The sequence below is a fragment of the Streptomyces sp. NBC_01635 genome (genome assembly GCF_045209715.1).
GTDB classification, from domain to species: domain Bacteria; phylum Actinomycetota; class Actinomycetes; order Streptomycetales; family Streptomycetaceae; genus Streptomyces; species Streptomyces hirsutus.
Genome location: NZ_CP109277.1, coordinates 1851858 through 1869999, shown reverse-complemented (window position 1 = coordinate 1869999; position 18142 = coordinate 1851858). Strand labels below are relative to the sequence as shown.

Genomic DNA, 18142 nt, shown 5'->3' with positions numbered 1-18142 from the left:
TTTCAAGGCCGGTCTGCGCTGTCAGGGCCAAAATGGGGGGCCATCGGCATGATCCGCTTCAAGGGTGGGGCGCCCCGCACAGGGCGGTCCAGGACCAGCTCATGGGGACCGACCGCCTCATGGGGACCCGACCACTGCCCGCTGCTGCGCCGGGCGCTCGCCTGCGGACTGCCGCCCACGGTCCTCGGCGCTCTCGGTACCGGACTGGCCCTGCACGTCGGGCGGAGCCTGCTGCGGGAGGTGCGGCGCAACCGCACGATCGCCCGCACCGCGCAGCGCATGCTGCGGCCGCCTCCCCGCGTCGACGGGCTGGCCGTCGCCGCCGTCCAGCTGTCCGCCGACCGGGGCGCCCGGATCGGCGGCGATCTGTATGAGGTGGTCGCCACCGAGTACGGCGTACGGGTGGTCATCGGCGACGTCCGTGGCCATGGGCTCGGAGCCGTCCCCACCGTCGACGCCGTTCTCGCCGGCTTCCGCGAGGCCGTGCACGACGAGCCCGACCTGGCCGGAGTCCTGCGCCGACTGGAGCGGGCGATGGACCGGCATCTGCGGGAGCGGGCGCGTGCCGAGCGCCTGTCGGCGCGCGCCGGCCACGACGTCCGGACCGCCGAGGAGTTCGTCACCGTCCTGCTGCTCGAGATCCTCCCCGACGGGGAGATGCGGGCCCTGAACTGCGGGCACCCATGGCCTCATCTGCTGAGCGGTCCACGGGCCGAACCGCTCGCCCGCACGGACCCGCTCCCGCCGCTCGGCCCGTTTCCGCTGCCCGCCGAACTCCCCTTCGTCGCCTGCGCCCCGCTGCTGCCCGGCGACACGCTCGTCCTGCACACGGACGGAGCCGAGGACGCGCGGGACGCCGGCGGCCGCTTCTTCCCGCTGTCCGAGGTGCTCGCCTCGGCCGCCCGCGAGGCCGCGCCCACACCGCAGGCCGTCCTGCGGACGATCCTCACGGCGCTGGTCCACCACACCGGTGACCCGCCCAAGGACGACGTCGCCCTGCTGATCCTCAGGAACGAGCGCCCGTCCCCCCGCGCCCCCTCGGGGGCGGGGGGCGCCGCACGGTCCGGCACGACGGACCTTTCCCCGACGAGCCCGCTGCAGCACCCGGCATGACCGGGGTGCCCGGCGTGATCGCCGGGGCCGGCGGTGCCGTCCGCCCCGCCACGGAGTGTCGGGCAGGCAGCCGGGCGGACGGCATGGAAGCGGGCCGCCGCACTGTACGAGGGGGAGCCGGCGGCCCGGCCGGCCTCTTGCGAGGCACCTCAGTCAACCGGCCGGCAACTCTCCGCGACAGCGCGCACACCCTGCGGATGCGAGCACTCCGTTCACACCCCGTGTGAACGCCCAGCCACTACTCTGTCGGCACCGATCCCCCGGGGGGCCTCATGCAGCCCAACACTCTGCTCGACGCGGTCCTGGACGAGGCCGGTATCTCGCACGCGGGCCTGGCCGCACACGTCAACCAGGCCGGCCGGGCGCGCGGCCTGTCCCTCAGATACGAACACACCGCCGTGGCACGCTGGTTGAAGGGCCAGCGGCCCCGGGGCCAGGTGCCCGACCTGATCTGCGAGGTGCTGGCGGGCCGGCTGCGCCGCCCGGTCACCCTCGACGACATCGGCCTCGGCGTCCCCGGCGAACCCTCCGCCCCGCACACCGGCACGCTCTCCGGCTTCGTCGAGCGGGCCACCGCGCTGTGGCGCTCCGACCAGCAGCGGCGCCCGCACATACTGGGCGCGCCCGCGGTCACCGGTACCCCCGCCGTGATGCCCGTCTGGGAGTGGGAGAACCCGCCCGAGGACGTCGATGTCTCGCGCGGCGGCCGTCACCGGGTCACCTCGGGTGACCTGGACATGCTGCGCGCCGCCCGCAGCCACTACGAGCAGATGTACCGCAAGGCCGGCGGCGTCGCGACCCGTGACCGCATCGTCGGCTTCCTCAACACCGAGGCCGCCCCCCTCCTCCGGGGCGGCTACACCGACGCCGTGGGCCGCCAACTGCACCGGGCCACCGGAGGACTGGTGGCCGTCGCCGGGATCTGCGCGTACGACTCCGATGCCCACGGCCTCGCCCAGCGCTACTTCCACCAGGCGCTCCGGCTGGCGAAGGCCAGCGGTGACCGGGGACTCGGCGCGTATGTGATCGCGCTTCTCGTCAACCAGTCGCTGTTCATGCGGGAGCACCGGCAGGCCGTCGCCTTCGCGGAGGCCGCGCTCCGCGCCGCCGGCAAGCACATCACCCCGGCGCTCGCCTCCGACCTGTACGCGATGCAGGCCAAGGCGTACGCGCACCTGGGCGACGGCTCCGGCGCGCTGTCCTGCATCCGGCGTGCCGAGCAGGCCGCCGAGCGCATCCGGCGCGGCCACGAACCCGACGAGACCGGCTATGTCCAGCCGGGCCTGGTCAACGTACAGGTGGCGGAAGCCCTGCTCAGCCTCGGCGAGCTGGCGGCGGCGGGTGAACACGCGGCCGCCGCCGTGGACAACCCCGCGCACGACCGGGGCCGGGTGCACCGTCTCGCCATGCTGAGCACCGTCGAACTGCGGCAGGGCAACGCCGACAAGGCGGTCGCCATCGCCGTGCAGATGGCCGAGCAGGCCCGGGGGATGGAGTCGCAGCGGCTGCGCGACAGACTCCGGGCGGTGCGCGAGCACCTGGTGCGCAACGGCTGCGAAGGTACCGCCGAGGCGGCCGAACTCATCGACGGAGCCCTGCGCGTACCGCTGTAGGCACGGCGGGGCGGGGAGTTCTCCGGATGCCCCAGCCGCGCGTCGTGCGCCGTGCCGCGCCGTCCGCTGCGCCGCCGGCGGCCTCCTGTGCGCCTGCTGCCGAACCGCCGCTGCTGCGATATTGCCACCTGTCGAACGAAAGGTGGCATAACCGTGCAGTGGGCGAACAAGAACGAGCAAACCGTGTATGCGAACCGCTGGTTCAGTGTCAATCTCGCGGATGTCGAGCTGCCGGACGGCCGGCGTCTCGACCACTTCCTCATCCGGCTGCGGCCCGTCGCCGTGGCCACGGTGGTGAACGAGGCCAACGAGGTGCTCCTCCTGTGGCGTCACCGCTTCATCACCGACAGCTGGGGGTGGGAACTCGCCGCAGGGGTCGTCGAGGACGGCGAGGACGTCGTCCGGGCGGCGGCCAGGGAGTTGGAGGAGGAGACCGGCTGGCGGCCGGGACCCCTGCGCCATCTCATGAGCGTGGAGCCGTCCAACGGGCTCACCGACGCCCGGCATCACATCTACTGGGCCGACGAGGGCGAGTACCTCGGACACCCGGTGGACGACTTCGAGTCGGACCGCCGGGAGTGGGTGCCGCTCAAGGTGGTTCCCGACCTGGTCGCCCGCGGCGAGGTCCCGGCCGCCAACATGGCAGCCGCGTTACTCCTGTTGCACCATCTCAGGCTGGGTCAGGACCCCATGCCCTGACCTCTTCGCAGCCGTCGGCCGCCCGGCCCGGGCGCGTGCGTCAGTGGCCGAACGCCTGCCAGGCCGTCACGACGAGCGCGCCCACGGCCGTGACGGCCGCGACCGCCTGGAGCGGCCAGCGGGCGTGTTCCAGGGTGACGATCCGGGTGTTCAGCTCGTCCAGTTCCCTGGCCGCCTCCTCGGTGCGGTGGCTGAGCAGCGCCAGTCCGCCCTCGACGCGGGCGTATGCCACATCGAGGCGGCGCCGTAACTCTGCGACCTCACCCTGGACGGCGGGCTGTTCGGGATCGGGGATCACGATTCAGCTCCTCTCCGTAGTCCTTCTCGTTCCGTGTCTGTGGAGGGTGAGTCAACTCCCCTGGTGGACGCGGGGTAAGAGTGTGCGGGGGGCATATGCGGGCCCGGAGCGCACACGGCGTGTGAACGCCGTGGGCCCGGCACCCTTTGCGGTTCAGGGGTGCCGGGCCCACGTGCATGGCCGGAATGCGACGTTCAGTGAATATGGCGGCTCGTCAGTTCACTGTCGCGGACGACCGACTCAGCCGTAGCTGTAGAAGCCCGAGCCGCTCTTGCGGCCCAGACGGCCCGCGTCCACCATCCGCTGCAGCAACGGCGGCGCGGCGTACAGCGGCTCCTTGTACTCCTCGTACATCGAGTGCGCGACCGAGGCCACCGTGTCCAGGCCGATCAGGTCGGACAGCTTCAGCGGGCCCATCGGGTGGGCGCAGCCCATCTCCATGCCGTTGTCGATGTCCTCGCGGCTGGCGATGCCCGACTCGAACATCCGGATCGCGGAGAGCAGGTACGGGATCAGCAGCGCGTTCACCACGAACCCGGAACGGTCCTGGGCGTGGATCGCGTGCTTGCCCAGCACCTTCTCGGCGAAGAGCTGCGCCCGGCTGATCGTGCCCTCGGAGGTGGTGAGGGCCGGGATCAGCTCGACCAGCTTCTGTACGGGGGCCGGGTTGAAGAAGTGGATGCCGATGACGTGGTCCGGCCGCGAGGTGGCGACCGCCAGCTTCACCAGCGGGATGGAGGAGGTGTTCGAGGCCAGGATCGCGTCCGGCCGGGTCACCACCTGGTCGAGCACCTGGAAGATCTCCGTCTTGACCTGCTCGTTCTCGACGACGGCCTCGATCACCAGGTCGCGGTCGGCGAACTCGCCCAGGTCCGTGGTGAAGCTCAGCCGGGCCTGGGTGGCCTCCAGCTCCTCCGCCGTGATCTTGCCGCGCTCCGCTGCCTTCGTCAGGGAGTTGAACAGCCGGGTGCGGCCGATCTCCAGGGCCTCACCGGTGGTCTCGGCGACTCGCACGTCCAGTCCGGCGCGGGCGCACACCTCGGCGATCCCCGCGCCCATCTGGCCGCAGCCCACCACTCCGACGCGTTCGATGTCGGTCACATCGTCCCTTTCGCTTCCTGGGCGCGGCTCGGGTCCTTCTGGCCTGCGCTGTCTACGACTCCTGGCAGGAGCGCCGGGTTCCGGCCGCCTGCTCCGTTCGTGCACGTTACCCGGAAGTATCGATGATCGATCGCGGGGGTCGGGCATCCTGGGGTCCGGAGAGGTCCGCGGTCGGGCGGATCGCGGCTTTTGCGACGGGTGCGAAATGGGACGAGTGTCACGCAGGGCGTTCGCGGTGGCGGCGCTGTCGGCGGTGACGATGATGTCGGCCGCGTCGGCCGCCCCGGGACGGCCGTTGTCCGGGCCGGCGGGCGCGACGGGGGGCCGGGGCGCGGCCGCCGGTGAGATGCGGGGCGTGTGGCTGGCGACCGTCGCCAACCGGGACTGGCCGTCCCGTCCGGGGCTGAGCGCCGCCGAGCAGCGGGCCGAGCTGATCGCCCACCTCGACGCGGCCGTCCGCAACCGGCTCAACACCGTGATCCTCCAGGTGCGGCCCACGGCCGACGCCCTGTGGCCGTCCCCGTACGAACCCTGGTCCGCCTGCCTCACCGGCACCCAGGGCGTGGACCCCGGCTGGGACCCGCTCGGCACCGCCGTCACCGAGGCCCACGCCCGCGGCCTGGAACTGCACGCCTGGTTCAACCCGTACCGGGTCGCCGTGCACACCGACCCCACCCGGCTCGCCGCCACGCACCCGGCCCGCGAGAACCCCGGCTGGGTGGTCCCGTACGGCGGGAAGCTCTACTACAACCCCGGCCTGCCCGAGGTCCGCGCCTTCGTCGAGGACGCGATGCTCGACGCGGTGCGCCGCTATCCCGTCGACGCGGTCCACTTCGACGACTACTTCTACCCGTATCCCGTGGCGGGACAGACCTTCGACGACGACACCGCCTACGACACGCACGGCGGAGCCTTCCCCGACCGGGCGGCCTGGCGGCGGGACAACATCGACCGGCTGGTGCGCGAGACGGCGGCCCGGATCAAGGAGATCCGACCCGGCACCCGCTTCGGCATCAGCCCCTTCGGGGTCTGGCGCAACGCGACGGCCGATCCCCTCGGCTCGGACACCCGGGCGGGCGTGCAGACCTATGACGACCTGCACGCGGACACCCGCCGGTGGGCACGGGAGAACTGGATCGACTACATCTGTCCCCAGCTCTACTGGAACATCGGCTTCGCCGCCGCCGACTACGCGAAGCTGCTGCCCTGGTGGTCCGCGGTCGTGGAGGGCTCCGGGACACAGCTGTACGTGGGCGAGGCGCTCTACAAGGCGGGTGATCCGGCGCAACCCGCCGCCTGGCAGGACCCGGCCGAGCTGTCCCGGCACCTCACGCTCGCGACGTCGTACCCCCGGGCGCGCGGGCACGTCTTCTTCGCCGCCCGGGAGGCGTCCGCCGACCCGACCGGCGCGATGGCCAGGGTGGTCGCCGACCACTACGGTGAGCCGGCGCCACCCCCGGCCTGACGGGTTCAGAAGGTTGTTTTCCGGCCTAGTGGTTCCTGTGCCGGATCTCGGAATCGGGGCCGGGTGAGCACACGGCCTCGTGCCCGTCCTCGAAGCGGACGCGGTAGGGCGGATCGCCCTTCCGGCCCATCACTTCGACGATCTCGGCGACCTTGTCGTGCTGGCCGACCACCCTGCCGTGCTGGACGAGCTGGTCGCCCACAGTTGCGCGCATCGGGGTCTCCTCACCACGTGCGGGAGCAGCGGTCCGTGGCTCCGAGTCTACGGCGGAGCGCGCCGCCCGGCAGGGCGCGCGGTCGGCGCCCCCGGAACTCCGCACGTGGCGCGGGCGACGGGACCGGTTCCTCAGCCGCGTGCCCGTTGGGTGACGGCGATGCACACCAGGACCGCCGCCGCCGTCAGCGGTGCCGCCGCGGTCGGACGCTCGCCCAGGAGAAGCACCGACCACACCAGGGTGAGCAGCGGCTGGGCGAGCTGGAGCTGGCTGGCCCGGGGGATGCCGATCGCCGCCATGCCCCGGTACCAGACGACCAGCCCCAGGAACTGGGACCCCGCCGCCACCCACAGCACTCCGGCCACGCCGTGCGCGGTCAGCCGCACCGGCTCGACGGCCAGCGCGAGGGCGGCGGCCGGTACGGCGAGCGGCAGGCACAGCACCAGCGCCCAGCCGATCACCTGCCAGCCCGGCATCACCCGGGCCAGCCTGCCGCCCTCCGTGTACCCGGCCGCGCACACCACCAGCGCCGCGAAGAGGTACAGATCGGCCGTGGTCAGCGCGCCGCCGCTCTGCCGCACCGTGAAGACCGCCACCGCGGCGGCACCCGCGAGGGCCGCCGCCCAGAAGGTCGGTGAGGGGCGGGAGCCGACGCGCAGGGCGGAGAACAGTGCGGTGGTGAGCGGGAGCAGGCCGACCACGACGGCCGCGTGCGCGGTGGTCGACGTCCGCAGGGCCAGCGTGGTCAGCAGCGGGAACCCGAGGACGACTCCGGCGGCGACCACCGCGAGTCCCGGCCAGTGCCGGCGGGCGGGCAGCCGCACCCCGCGCCACCGCGCCGGACTCTTCCGGGAACGCCCGGGGACACCTGCCGCTCCCGCTTCCGGGGTCCCCGCCCGCATTCCCACCGCGAGCAGGCAGCCGCCCGCGATCAGACCCGCCAGCACGCAGCGCACGGCCACCAGGGACCAGGGGCCGAACCCCTCCAGTCCCCAGGCGGTGGCCGGGAAGGTGAGCGAGAAGGCGACCACGCCGAGGGAGGCCTGCAGGGTGCCCAAGCCGGCAGGATCCCGGCGGGCGGGGTCCCGGCGGGCGGGGACTGCTATCGGGTCCGCGGTAGTAGCGCTACTCTCTGCTCTCATGCATGAGCGTAGCAGTGTGGCCGAGCTGACGGATCGGCTGCGGCGGGAGCTGGACCGCTACTCACCGGGTGGAAAGCTCCCGTCGAGCCGGGCGCTCGTGGAGCGGTTCCGGGTGAGCCCCGTGACCGTCTCGCGGGCGCTGGCCCGGCTCGCCGCCGAGGGGCTGGTGGTGACCCGGCCCGGAGCCGGCGCGTTCCGTGCCGACCGGCCCGCTTCCCCGGCCCCCACGGCCGGCGACACCTCCTGGCAGGAGGTCGCGCTCAGCGCCGAGAGCGCCGCCGATCTCGTTCCGCGCTCGGTCGACGCCTCCGGCGTCCTGGTCTCGCTCGCCGCCCCGGCGCCCGGCGTGATCGAGTTCAACGGCGGCTATCTGCACCCCTCGCTGCAGCCGGAGCGCGCGATGGCGGCGGCACTGTCCCGGGCCGGGCGCCGGCCGGGAGCCTGGGGGAGACCGCCCGTGGAAGGGCTGGGGGAGCTGCGCGAGTGGTTCGCGCGCAGCGTCGGAGGCGCGGTCACCGCGGCGGGGGTGCTGATCACCGCGGGCGGCCAGTCCGCGCTGACCACCGCTCTGCGCGCGCTCGCCCCGCCCGGCGCCCCCGTGCTCGTGGAATCGCCCACCTACCCCGGCATGCTGGCCATCGCCCGAGCCGCCGGACTGCGTCCGGTGCCCGTGCCGGTGGACGCGGACGGAGTACGGCCGGAGCTGCTCGCGGACGCCTTCCGGGCCACCGGCGCCCGGGTTTTCGTCTGCCAGCCCCTGTTCCAGAACCCCACCGGCGCCGTCCTCGCCCCCGAACGGCGCGGCGAGGTGCTGCGCATCGCACGCGAGGCGGACGCGTTCGTCGTCGAGGACGACTTCGTCCGGCGCCTGGTCCACGAGGACGCGGGCCCCCTGCCCCGCCCGCTGGCCGCCGACGACCCCGACGGCGTCGTCGTCCACGTCTGCTCGCTCACCAAGGCGACCTCGCCGAGTTTCCGGGTGAGCGCCCTCGTCGCGCACGGCCCGGTACTGGAGCGGCTGCGCGCCATCCAGATCGTCGACACCTTCTTCGTTCCCCGGCCCCTCCAGGAGGCCGCACTGGAACTCGTCGGCTCGCCCGCCTGGCCGCGTCACCTGCGGGCGGTCTCCACCGAGCTGAGAGCCCGCCGCGACACGATGACCGCCGCGCTCCGGCTCCGGCTGCCCGAACTGGCCCTGCCGCACATCCCGGCCGGCGGCTACCACCTCTGGCTGCGCCTGCCCGACGGCACCGGGGGCACCTCCCGGGCTTTCGGCCCCGGGGGAGAGTCCGCCCTGACCGCGGCGGCCCTGCGGGCCGGCGTCGCCGTCACCCCCGGCCGCCCCTACTTCAGCGCCGAGCCCCCGGCCGCCCACCTGCGGCTGAGCTTCGCGGCGGTCGCGGGCACCGGCGAGATCACGGAGGGCGTACGGCGACTGCGTACCGCCTGGGACGAGGTGCTGGGGCGGACGGGGTGAAAGGGCGGCGTTTCATGTCGGTTCGTCCGGCAGGTCCCGACCGCTGTCCGACGGCCTGATGGACTCCGGGTAACACCATGGCCATACCCCTTGATTTGTGCACTTCAGGGACTGACCATCGCGGCATGGCACTTCGGGTCACGTTCGTTGCCGCGGCGGGAAGCCTCTCGCGCCTGACCGAGCGTTTCGAGGACGACCGGCCACTGGATCACGCCGGGTGGAGCGATGTGCAGCGGGTGGCCCGTGAACTGCTGCCGCTCGCCGCCGCCGATCTGCGCTACTGCTCGCCGAACCCGCGCAGCCGTGACACCGGTGCCGGACTCGGCTACGCCCCACTGGTCCAGCTCGCCCTGCGGGACTGCGGCATGGGTCGCTGGCGCGGGCTGACCCTGGGTGAGGCGATGGCCCGGGAGCCGGAGACCGTGGACGCCTGGCTCGCCGACCCGCGAGCGGCCCCGCACGGCGGGGAGTCGCTCCTCGACTTCATCACCCGCGTCGGCAACTGGCTCGACACCCGGCCGCCGGAGGACGACTGCCGGGTCGTCGCGGTCGCCGAACCCTCCGTGATCCGCGCCGCACTCGTGTACGCGCTGAAGGCGCCGCCCGCCACCTACTGGAACATCGACGTCCGCTCGCTGTCACGGGTGAGCGTCAGCGGACGGGCCGGCCGCTGGAGCCTGCGCATCGAAGGAGTCTCCGCTCAGGCGACACGGATATAGCGGACGCGGGCAGGGCGGTTACCGCCGTTCGCCGCCCTCGTGGACGCGGCCGTCAGTCCGCGCGGACATAACCGGTGTCGAGTTCCAGGTCCTTGGCCGGGCCGCGCACCCGCCAGACCGTCCGCCAGCGGTCCTCGTCACGGACGGTGAACTCGCCCCGGTAGAGGTCCGCGGAGCAAGGGTGGTCGGCGACGTACCGGCCCGCCGAGAGATCGAGGTCGTGGAACGGACGGCCGTCCGCGAACCGCACGTCCACCGTGCCGCCGGGGCCGGGCAGGAAGCGCAGGGTGCGTTCGGCGGGCCGGGTAACGCCCCGCCAGGTGAAGGTGCCGGACTCCCGGTGCAGCAGGCCGCCGCCCTCCAGCGGGCCGAAAAGCGTGATGCCCTCGAACCGACCCAGGTCGCCACTGGCGAGGTCCCGCACGGACCGGGTCACCCGCCAGCTTCCCCTCAGGTAGACCAGTGCGTCCGGCACCGGCCAGAACTCGCCCATCCCGCCCCGCTCCCGTCGTCTCCGGCGCGCACGCACCATTGACGTGCTCCCGCCTCCTCCCTATCTTGCCGTTCGAAGTGTTGACCATCGGTCGATATATCGAACACATCCGGGAATGTCACGTCAGGCGAAACTCCCCCCACTCCCACGAGAGCCGCGGAGTATCCATGTCACGCACCGCCCGCACCCGTCCACGCAACCGCACCCGCCTCAGAACGGGCCTCACCGCCACCGCGTTACTGACCGCCGCCGCCCTGCTGTCGGCCCCCGCACACGCCGAGGACGTCACCGACTACACGATCACCGTCGACCCGCACGCCGAGGGAGCCGCGATCGGCGACACGATGTACGGCGTCTTCTTCGAGGACATCAACCGGGCCGCCGACGGCGGGCTGTACGCCGAGCTCGTGCAGAACCGGTCCTTTGAGTACTCCACCGCCGACAACGGCTCCTACACGCCCCTGACCTCCTGGACTGCCGGAGGCACGGCCGAGGTGCGGAACGACTCCGGCTGGCTCAATGAACGCAACCGCGCCTACCTGTCCCTGGCAGCGGGTTCGTCCGTCACCAACGCGGGCTACAACACCGGCATCCGGGTGGAGCAGGGCAAGCGGTACGACTTCTCGGTCTGGGCCCGGGCCGAGAGCGGCAGCACCCTCACCGTCACGCTCAAGGACGCCGCCGGCAGCCTCGCGAACGTCCGCCGGGCGGCCGTCAGGGGCGACTGGGCCCGGTACGAGGCCACCTTCACCGCCGCCCGCACCAGCAACCGCGGCCGCCTCTCCGTCGCCTCCTCCGGCGCCGCGGCCCTCGACATGGTGTCCCTGTTCCCGCGCGACACCTACAAAGGGCAGCCGAACGGCCTGCGCAAGGACCTCGCCGAGAAGATCGCCGCCCTGAAACCCGGCTTCGTCCGCTTCCCCGGCGGCTGCCTGGTCAACACCGGCTCCATGGAGGGCTACAGCGAGGACTCCGGCTGGCAGCGCAAGCGCGCCTACCAGTGGAAGGACACCGTCGGGCCGGTGGAGGAGCGCGCCACCAACGCCAACTTCTGGGGCTACAACCAGAGCTACGGACTCGGCTACTACGAGTACTTCCGCTTCGCCGAGGACATCGGCGCGATGCCGCTCCCGGTCGTGCCCGCCCTGGTCACCGGGTGCGGCCAGAACAGGGCCACCGAGGACGAGGAACTGCTGGAGCGCCACATCCAGGACACCCTCGACCTGATCGAGTTCGCCAACGGCCCGGCGAACTCGACCTGGGGCAAGGTGCGCGCGGAGATGGGCCATCGCAAGCCCTTCGGGCTCACCCATCTCGGGGTCGGCAACGAGGAGAACCTGCCCAGGGAGTTCTTCGCCCGCTTCGAGCGGTTCCGCGCGGCGATCGAGGCCGAGTACCCGGACATCACCGTCGTCTCCAACTCCGGCCCGGACGACACCGGTACGACCTTCGACACCCTCTGGCAGCTCAACCGCGACGGCGACGTCGACATGGTCGACGAGCACTACTACAACAGCCCGCAGTGGTTCCTGCAGAACAACGACCGCTACGACTCCTACGACCGCGGCGGCCCGAAGGTCTTCCTGGGCGAGTACGCCTCGCAGGGCAACGCCTGGAAGAACGGCCTGGCCGAGGCCGCGTTCATGACCGGCCTGGAACGCAACGCGGACATCGTGGAACTCGCCTCGTACGCACCGCTGCTGGCCAACGAGGACTACGTCCAGTGGTCGCCCGACATGATCTGGTTCAACAACCACGCCTCCTGGGGGTCGGCCAACTACGAGGTCCAGAAGCTGTTCATGACCAACACCGGTGACCGCGTGGTCCCGTCGGAGGCGAGCGGCACACCGGACGTCAGCGGTCCCCTCAGCGGCGCGGTCGGCCTGTCGACCTGGGCCACCAGCGCCGCGTACGACGACGTGCGGGTGACCGCCGCCGACGGCGCGCCCCTGCTCGGCGACGACTTCTCCGGGGACGCCTCGCAGTGGACGCACAGCGGCGGCGGCAGCTGGAGCGTCCAGGACGGGCAGTACGTCCAGACCGACGAAGCAGCCGAGAACACCCTGGTCACGGCGGGCGACCCGGCCTGGCAGGACTACGACCTGCAGGTGAGGGCGACCAAGAAGTCTGGCAAGGAAGGCTTCCTCGTCGCCTTCGGGGTCAAGGACACCGGAAACTACTACTGGTGGAACCTGGGCGGCTGGAACAACACCCAATCCGCGGTCGAACAGGCCGTGGACGGCGGCAAGTCGACGCTGCTCTCCAAGTCCGGATCGATCGAGACGGGCCGCGCCTACGACATCGGCGTCAAGGTGCGCGGCCGCCAGGTCACCCTCTCCCTCGACGGACAGGAGTGGGGCAGCTTCACCGACGACAAGCCGGCCGAGCCGTTCCGCCAGGTCGTCACCGAGGACGACCGCACCGGTGACCTGATCGTCAAGGTCGTCAACGCCCAGCCGGCCGAGGCCCGTACGGCCATCGACCTCGGCGGCGCGAGGACCGCCTCCACCGCCCGGGTGACCACCCTGGCCGCCGAGGCGGACGCGATGAACACCGAGACGGACACGCCGGTGACCCCGGTGGCGTCCACGCTCCGGGGCGTGTCCGGCAGATTCACGTACACGTTCCCGGAGAACTCGGTGACGTTCCTGAGGATCAAGCGGCGGTAGTGGTCCGGGTGCGGGCCGCCGTCCCCAGGACAGCGAGCGGCCCGCACCCGGCGCTGAGCGGAGAACCGCCCGCGGTGCCTCAGGGACGCAGCAGCAGGGTGACGCCGGCCACCACGGCGCCGAGCACGACCGCGGCGATGCCGTACTCGAGGCGGTGCGAGCGCAGCCGGGGCAGCAGCCGGTCCACGGCGATCCGGCCCGGGCCGGTCAGGGCGAGCGCCACCGCGGCCAGGGTGAGGACGAGCTCGTACTCCACGCCCTCCGGGGCGAAGAAGCCGCCGCCCCACTTCACGGCGATCGCGTTGACCATCGTGCTGGCGACGGCCGCCGCGGCGAGCGGGGTGAGCAGGCCGAACGCGAGGCCGAGTCCGCCGAGGGTCTCAGTGAGCCCGGCCACGACGGCGAACGCCTCGGGCGAGGGGTAGCCGAGGGACGCGAAGAACATCCCGGTGCCCTCGACCCCGCCCCCGCCGAACCAGCCGAACAGCTTCTGCGCGCCGTGCACGGCCATCGTCAGGCCGAGCACGAGACGCAGCACCAGCAGTCCGACGTCGTAGGCGCGGGCGGGGACGGCGGGGGCGTCCTGCCCGGAGGCGGCGGCAGGGCGGGACAGGGTGGTGGCACTTGCCATGGGGGGACTCCTCGAAAGGGGACGGCGAAGACGGTGGGGGTGCCGGGCGTCACTGAGCGACGGCCCGATCCGACAAACTTGAACCTTCAAGCTAAACCACAATCGCCTTTGCTTCAACTTTCAATCAGTAGGGGTACGCTCGGTCGTGCCCGGTCCCGGGCCGAAGTCCGCGTCCGCTCGTGCCCTTGTCCGCCCCTTCGCCCGTCCCGCACCGCCCGAGGAGTGCCGTAGCCATGCCGTACACCGCCGCCCCCACGGTCACCTGGTCCGTCGCACCCGACCGCAGGCCCGGCACGCCGCTGGTCGTCGCCCTGCACGGGCGGGGAGCGGACGAGGCGTCGTTCGCGCAGCTCGCGCCGCATCTGCCGCAGGGCGCCACGGTGGCTTTCGTGCGCGCCCCGCTGGCCGAGGGCGGCGGATACGCGTGGTTCGCCAACCGGGGGATCGGGCGCCCCCTGCCGGACTCCATCGCGGCCACCGCCGACTGGCTCTTCGACTGGCTCGACACCGAGGCCGCCGGACACGCGTCGGTCTCGCTCCTCGGCTTCTCCGGCGGCATGGCCATGGCGGGCGGCCTGCTGCTCGCCCGCCCGGAGCGGTTCGCCGCCGCCGTCCTCCTGTCCGGCACCCTGCCGTGGGACGCGGGCCTGCCCGAGGAACAGGGTCGCCTGGCCGGGGTGCCGGTCTTCTGGGGCCGGGACGTCGCCGACCGGGTCATCCCCGCCGACCTCGTCACCAGGACGGGCACCTGGCTCCGCGAGGACTCCGGCGCCCGCCTCGAGGAACACCGCTACCCGGGCCAGGGCCACGGCATCAGCCTCCCGGAACTGGCGGACGCCTCGGCCTTCCTGCAGAGCGCGTGGGAGGGCGCGGCCTGAGGAGGTACGGCCCGGGGGAGGGGCGTGACTCGGGGGAGGCGGGCGCGCCGCCGGCCTCCCCGGGGTCCCTACTTGCTGTGCACGATCTGGATCAGGTTGCCGCAGGTGTCGTCCAGGACCGCGGTGGTGACCTCGCCCATTTCCAGCGGCTCCTGGGTGAACTGCACCCCGAGCCCGCGCAGCCGGTCGAACTCCGCGCGTACGTCGTCCACGGCGAAGGAGAGGGCCGGAATGCCGTCCTCGGCCAGCCCCGTCTTGTACGCCGCCACGACAGGATGGCGAGAGGGCTCGAGTAGTAGCTCGGTTCCGTCGGGATTCTCCGCCGAGACGACGGTCAGCCACCGGTCCTCGCCCAGTGGGAGGTCGTGCTTCTTCACGAAGCCCAGCACCTCGGTGTAAAAGCGCAGGGCCTTTTCCTGGTCGTCGACGAAGGCGCTGGTCAGATGGATCCTCATGACGTGCTCTCCGGTCTGTCGGGCTTGAGCCACCGGGTCACGATGTGCTCAAGGGGCTCGGTGTTCAGGTCGTGGAACTTGTAGCGGCCCTGGCGTCGGGTAAGGACCAGCCCCGCGGATTCCAGCACGGCCAGGTGCTGGCTGACGGCCTGGCGGGACAGTCCCAGGCCGTGCTTGGTCACCAGTCGCGTGCATATCTCGAACAGCGTCTGGCCGTCCCGTTCCGCCAGCTCATCGAGGATGCGCCGACGGGTCGGATCGGCCAGCGCCTTGAAGACGTCCTCCGCCATGACCGACACAATAGGCAAGTGGCGACTTGCCTATCAAGTGAGGTGAGGAAGAGCTCTCGTGCGGCGGGGCGAACGGCGTGCACACACCTGGGCGCTGTACGGCGCCTGTCGGTGCGTGTGGGCGGGGCGGAGCGTGTCGCTTCGACGCGGAGCCGCGTTGACGGGAGAGGCGGTGATGCACATGAGCGAACTGAGGGGACGGGCTGCCGAAGAGCCCGGTGCGGAAGAAGGCGAACAGGATGCGGGGGCGGACTCCGGCATCCTGCGTGTCTTCGGGCGGCAGCTGAAGCGGTTCCGGATCCGGGCGGGCCTGGAGCGGCCCGATTTCGCTTCGACGACGGGCTACTCGCCCTCGACGATCGCCGCGTACGAACAGGGCCGCAGGATCCCGCCGCCGAAGTTCATCGACCGGGCGGACGAACTCCTGGACGCGGGCGGTGTCCTCCAGGAGATGAAGGAGGAGGTCGCGCGGGCGCAGTATCCGGCGTTCTTCCGGGACGCGGCGCGACTGGAGGCGGAAGCGGTCGAACTGCACGTGTACGCGAATCAGGCGGTGCCGGGGCTGCTGCAGACGGAGGAGTACGCGCAGGCGGTGTTCGGCATGATGCGTCCGCCGCTCGACGAGGATGCCATTGCCCGGCGAGTCGTGGCACGCCTGGCGCGTCAAGAGGTCTATGGCCGGAGCCCTCAGCCGATGATGAGCTTCGTCATCGACGAGTCCGTGCTGCGAAGGCCGATCGGGGGCCGGAGCGTGTTGCGCGGCCAGTTGGAACAGATTCTGCTGGCCGGGCGGAGGCCGACGGTCGAGGTCCAGGTCATGCCGCTGGGCAGCGAGGAGAATGTTGGAATGGCCGGTCCCTTCATCTTGATCGAGACGGCCGAAGGGCGCAGGATCGCTTACGTCGAGGTTCAGAACGTCAGCCATGTGCACACTGAGCGGCGGCTCGTGAAGGGTCTTGAGGTCAAGTACGGCATTCTGCGGGCACAGGCGCTCACGCCCCGGGCGTCGCTCAGCCACATCGAGGAACTGCTGGGGGAGCTATGAAAGCCAGGGTACGGGAGCACGCGTCCGGGCTTCTGTGGGTCAAGAGCAGCTACAGCAGTGAGGAAGGCGGCGAGTGCGTCGAGGTGGCGTCCTGCCCGCACGGAATGCATGTACGCGATTCCAAGGACATACACCGCCCTGGTGTCTCGGTGCACCGCGCGGCCTGGTCGGCATTCGTCGGTTTCACGGCCCGATAGGGCTTGTTACCGCGGTCTGTTGATCTCTGCCCCTGGCACGGTGTCAGGGACAGATGCAGGATGGCCTTCGTGGATCATGTGCTGTGCGGGCTCGCCGCCAATCCGGCCCTGCCGGCCGAGCTGGTCGACCGACTGATCGCGGTCGCGGACGATGACATCGCCGTGGGTCTCGTCGCTCGGGAGGACCTGAGCCATGCACAGGCGGTCGCGTTGGCCGCACGGGTTCCGGCGAGCGGTGTGCAGCTTGCGTATGCGGGCCTGTTGGCCGCCGCCGACGTCGATCCGGTGACACAGCCGCACGTTGCCCTCGCCCTGCTCGACGAGCGAGCCGGTACCCCGGAATGGGCGCGCCGCTTCGCAGCCGATCCGGTCCTGGAGCACCGGGAGAAACTGGCCGCCTGCCCCGGCCTCCCGGCGAATGTGACGGAGACGCTCGCCGCGGACCCGGATGTACGCGTGGTCGCAGAGGTGGCGTTGTGGACCACGCCCGACATGGCCACCAGGCTCGCCGGCCATCCGCACACCGAGGTCCGCCGTGCGGTGGCTGCCAACGAGGCGACGCCCCCGGACGTACTGGCAGCGCTCATCAGCGAGGGGCTGCCTCCGGCGCGTCGATGCCTGGTCTGTGCCCGTGAAGCGCCGCCGTTCATGCACGAGCCGCAGTGCCCGCGGCCCGACTGCGAGCTGCCTCCGGGCGCTTCCTGCGACGGGTCCCACGAGTCCGCGATGCATGAGATCCAGGAGGCCGCGCTGCGGAATCCGGGGACACCCACCGAAGCGGTGGTCGGCTTCGTGGACCATCCTTCGGTGCTGCTGCGCTGGACGCTTGCCGCGCGCCCCGGTCTGCCCACGGAGGTGTACCGACGGCTGGCCGCAGATCCTGTCCCCGGTGTCCGGGCCGACCTCGCCGGGAACCCCGCGATCGACGCCGTGCTGATGCGCACCCTGGCCGACGACCGTGGCCACGACGTGCGGCGCAGGCTCGCGGGCAACCCGAAGGTACCGCTCGACGTACTCGTCCACCTGGCCGACGACACCAAGATCGGTGCCACTCTGCTGCCACGGATCGCTGTCGCGTCGCCCGGTGAGGTTCGGCAGCTGGCGCAGTCACCGAACCCGGCCGTGCGCATGCTCGTGGCTCAACGACGCGACCTGCCACCGGAGATCCGCGACGCGCTGGCCGACGACCCCGACGTGAAAGTAACCAAATCCGTCGCTCCGCACCCGGGTCTTGCCGAAGCTCGGTTGCGGACCATGGTCGACCGTCACGGAGCCCGGGTCCTGGCCAAGGTGGCGGCCAACCCGGACGCGAGTCCGGCACTGCTGGAGTACCTGACCCGGCACGAACCACCGGCGCAGAAGGCATTCCGCGAGATTGCCCGACACCGGAACGCGACGGCCCGAGCGCTGCTCGCCTGCCTGGCGGACAGCCGAGCGAGGCCCATAGCCGCCGGCCACCCGGCCCTCTCACCGTCGGTCGTCGTGGACCTGCTCACCGACGCCGACCGGCAGGTGGCGGAAGCGGCGGCGGCCAACCCGTCGCTGCCGCTTGCCGTGTTGTTGGACCTCGTCCTCCGCCTGTAACTGTCCGGCCTGCAAGCTCCTTGCTCGTCCTCGTCGGTTCGGGTCTCCACGCCCACTGG

At 71.8% G+C, this 18142-nt stretch carries 19 protein-coding genes; 11 read left to right on the top strand and 8 right to left on the bottom strand.

Annotated elements, in window-relative coordinates; translation table 11 throughout:
- Positions 1–48 precede the first annotated feature (48 nt).
- The 3 genes from OHB56_RS08995 to OHB56_RS08985 all read left to right on the top strand — a co-directional run bounded on the left by OHB56_RS08995 (position 49) and on the right by OHB56_RS08985 (position 3425).
- Positions 49–1113 carry a PP2C family protein-serine/threonine phosphatase gene (locus tag OHB56_RS08995; RefSeq protein WP_406352566.1) on the top strand — a complete coding sequence of 355 codons (1065 nt, stop codon included), beginning with the start codon at positions 49–51 and terminating at the stop codon, positions 1111–1113.
- Positions 1114–1385: 272 nt separating this feature from the next.
- Positions 1386–2726, top strand: a complete 1341-nt coding sequence (locus tag OHB56_RS08990) for a transcriptional regulator (RefSeq protein ID WP_326751790.1) — start codon at positions 1386–1388, stop codon at positions 2724–2726.
- 153 nt (positions 2727–2879) lie between these two features.
- The gene (locus OHB56_RS08985) at positions 2880–3425 is read left to right on the top strand and encodes an NUDIX hydrolase (protein ID WP_055627819.1); all 546 of its coding nucleotides are present in this window, start codon (positions 2880–2882) and stop codon (positions 3423–3425) included.
- 40 nt (positions 3426–3465) lie between these two features.
- Here OHB56_RS08985 and OHB56_RS08980 read toward each other — a convergent pair whose 3' ends face one another.
- On the bottom strand, positions 3466–3723 hold the full coding sequence (locus OHB56_RS08980) for a hypothetical protein (protein ID WP_326751788.1): 258 nt from the start codon (positions 3721–3723) through the stop codon (positions 3466–3468).
- A 240-nt stretch (positions 3724–3963) separates the two neighbouring features.
- Complete coding sequence (locus tag OHB56_RS08975; RefSeq protein ID WP_326751787.1) at positions 3964–4824, bottom strand: 3-hydroxybutyryl-CoA dehydrogenase; 861 nt, start codon at positions 4822–4824, stop codon at positions 3964–3966.
- Positions 4825–5029: 205 nt separating this feature from the next.
- Here OHB56_RS08975 and OHB56_RS08970 point away from each other — a divergent pair, with 205 nt between their 5' ends.
- Positions 5030–6289 (top strand): glycoside hydrolase family 10 protein, encoded by a 1260-nt coding sequence (locus tag OHB56_RS08970; protein WP_406352564.1) that lies wholly within the window; start codon positions 5030–5032, stop codon positions 6287–6289.
- A gap of 25 nt (positions 6290–6314) precedes the next feature.
- Here OHB56_RS08970 and OHB56_RS08965 read toward each other — a convergent pair whose 3' ends face one another.
- Entirely contained in the window at positions 6315–6503 is a 189-nt protein-coding gene (locus tag OHB56_RS08965; RefSeq protein WP_326751785.1) for a DUF1918 domain-containing protein, read from the bottom strand.
- 131 nt (positions 6504–6634) lie between these two features.
- Positions 6635–7645 (bottom strand): DMT family transporter, encoded by a 1011-nt coding sequence (locus OHB56_RS08960; RefSeq protein WP_326751784.1) that lies wholly within the window; start codon positions 7643–7645, stop codon positions 6635–6637.
- Here OHB56_RS08960 and OHB56_RS08955 point away from each other — a divergent pair.
- The gene (locus OHB56_RS08955) at positions 7644–9122 is read left to right on the top strand and encodes a PLP-dependent aminotransferase family protein (protein ID WP_406352561.1); all 1479 of its coding nucleotides are present in this window, start codon (positions 7644–7646) and stop codon (positions 9120–9122) included. The two genes, OHB56_RS08960 and OHB56_RS08955, sit on opposite strands and share 2 nt — an antisense overlap.
- A gap of 125 nt (positions 9123–9247) precedes the next feature.
- The gene (locus OHB56_RS08950) at positions 9248–9841 is read left to right on the top strand and encodes a histidine phosphatase family protein (RefSeq protein ID WP_326751782.1); all 594 of its coding nucleotides are present in this window, start codon (positions 9248–9250) and stop codon (positions 9839–9841) included.
- Positions 9842–9893: 52 nt separating this feature from the next.
- Here OHB56_RS08950 and OHB56_RS08945 read toward each other — a convergent pair whose 3' ends face one another.
- The gene (locus OHB56_RS08945; protein ID WP_326751781.1) at positions 9894–10334 is read right to left on the bottom strand and encodes a DUF6314 family protein; all 441 of its coding nucleotides are present in this window, start codon (positions 10332–10334) and stop codon (positions 9894–9896) included.
- Positions 10335–10501: 167 nt separating this feature from the next.
- On the opposite strand from OHB56_RS08945, the gene OHB56_RS08940 reads away from it, so the two are divergent.
- A complete protein-coding gene (locus tag OHB56_RS08940; RefSeq protein WP_406352558.1) occupies positions 10502–13003 on the top strand; it encodes an alpha-L-arabinofuranosidase C-terminal domain-containing protein in 2502 nt (833 codons plus the stop codon).
- 79 nt (positions 13004–13082) lie between these two features.
- Here the strand turns inward: OHB56_RS08940 and OHB56_RS08935 are convergent, their stop codons facing one another.
- Complete coding sequence (locus OHB56_RS08935; protein ID WP_406352557.1) at positions 13083–13634, bottom strand: DoxX family protein; 552 nt, start codon at positions 13632–13634, stop codon at positions 13083–13085.
- 233 nt (positions 13635–13867) lie between these two features.
- Between OHB56_RS08935 and OHB56_RS08930 the strand changes: the two genes are divergently transcribed.
- A complete protein-coding gene (locus OHB56_RS08930; protein ID WP_406352555.1) occupies positions 13868–14512 on the top strand; it encodes an alpha/beta hydrolase in 645 nt (214 codons plus the stop codon).
- Positions 14513–14580: 68 nt separating this feature from the next.
- Here the strand turns inward: OHB56_RS08930 and OHB56_RS08925 are convergent, their stop codons facing one another.
- Together OHB56_RS08925 and OHB56_RS08920 are read right to left on the bottom strand one after the other, a co-directional pair.
- Entirely contained in the window at positions 14581–14967 is a 387-nt protein-coding gene (locus tag OHB56_RS08925; protein ID WP_406352553.1) for a VOC family protein, read from the bottom strand.
- A complete protein-coding gene (locus tag OHB56_RS08920) occupies positions 14964–15257 on the bottom strand; it encodes a helix-turn-helix transcriptional regulator (protein WP_055591936.1) in 294 nt (97 codons plus the stop codon). Before OHB56_RS08920 ends, OHB56_RS08925 begins: the two co-directional genes overlap by 4 nt.
- Positions 15258–15438: 181 nt before the next feature.
- Here OHB56_RS08920 and OHB56_RS08915 point away from each other — a divergent pair, with 181 nt between their 5' ends.
- The 3 genes from OHB56_RS08915 (at position 15439) to OHB56_RS08905 (ending at position 18083) form a co-directional block, all read left to right on the top strand.
- Positions 15439–16302: a helix-turn-helix domain-containing protein gene (locus tag OHB56_RS08915; RefSeq protein WP_406352552.1), complete on the top strand. Its 864-nt coding sequence runs from the start codon at positions 15439–15441 to the stop codon at positions 16300–16302.
- Complete coding sequence (locus OHB56_RS08910; RefSeq protein ID WP_079034576.1) at positions 16299–16499, top strand: DUF397 domain-containing protein; 201 nt, start codon at positions 16299–16301, stop codon at positions 16497–16499. The genes OHB56_RS08915 and OHB56_RS08910 overlap by 4 nt, the downstream gene beginning before the upstream one ends.
- A 69-nt stretch (positions 16500–16568) precedes the next feature.
- Positions 16569–18083, top strand: a complete 1515-nt coding sequence (locus tag OHB56_RS08905; protein WP_406358976.1) for a hypothetical protein — start codon at positions 16569–16571, stop codon at positions 18081–18083.
- Positions 18084–18142: the final 59 nt, after the last annotated feature.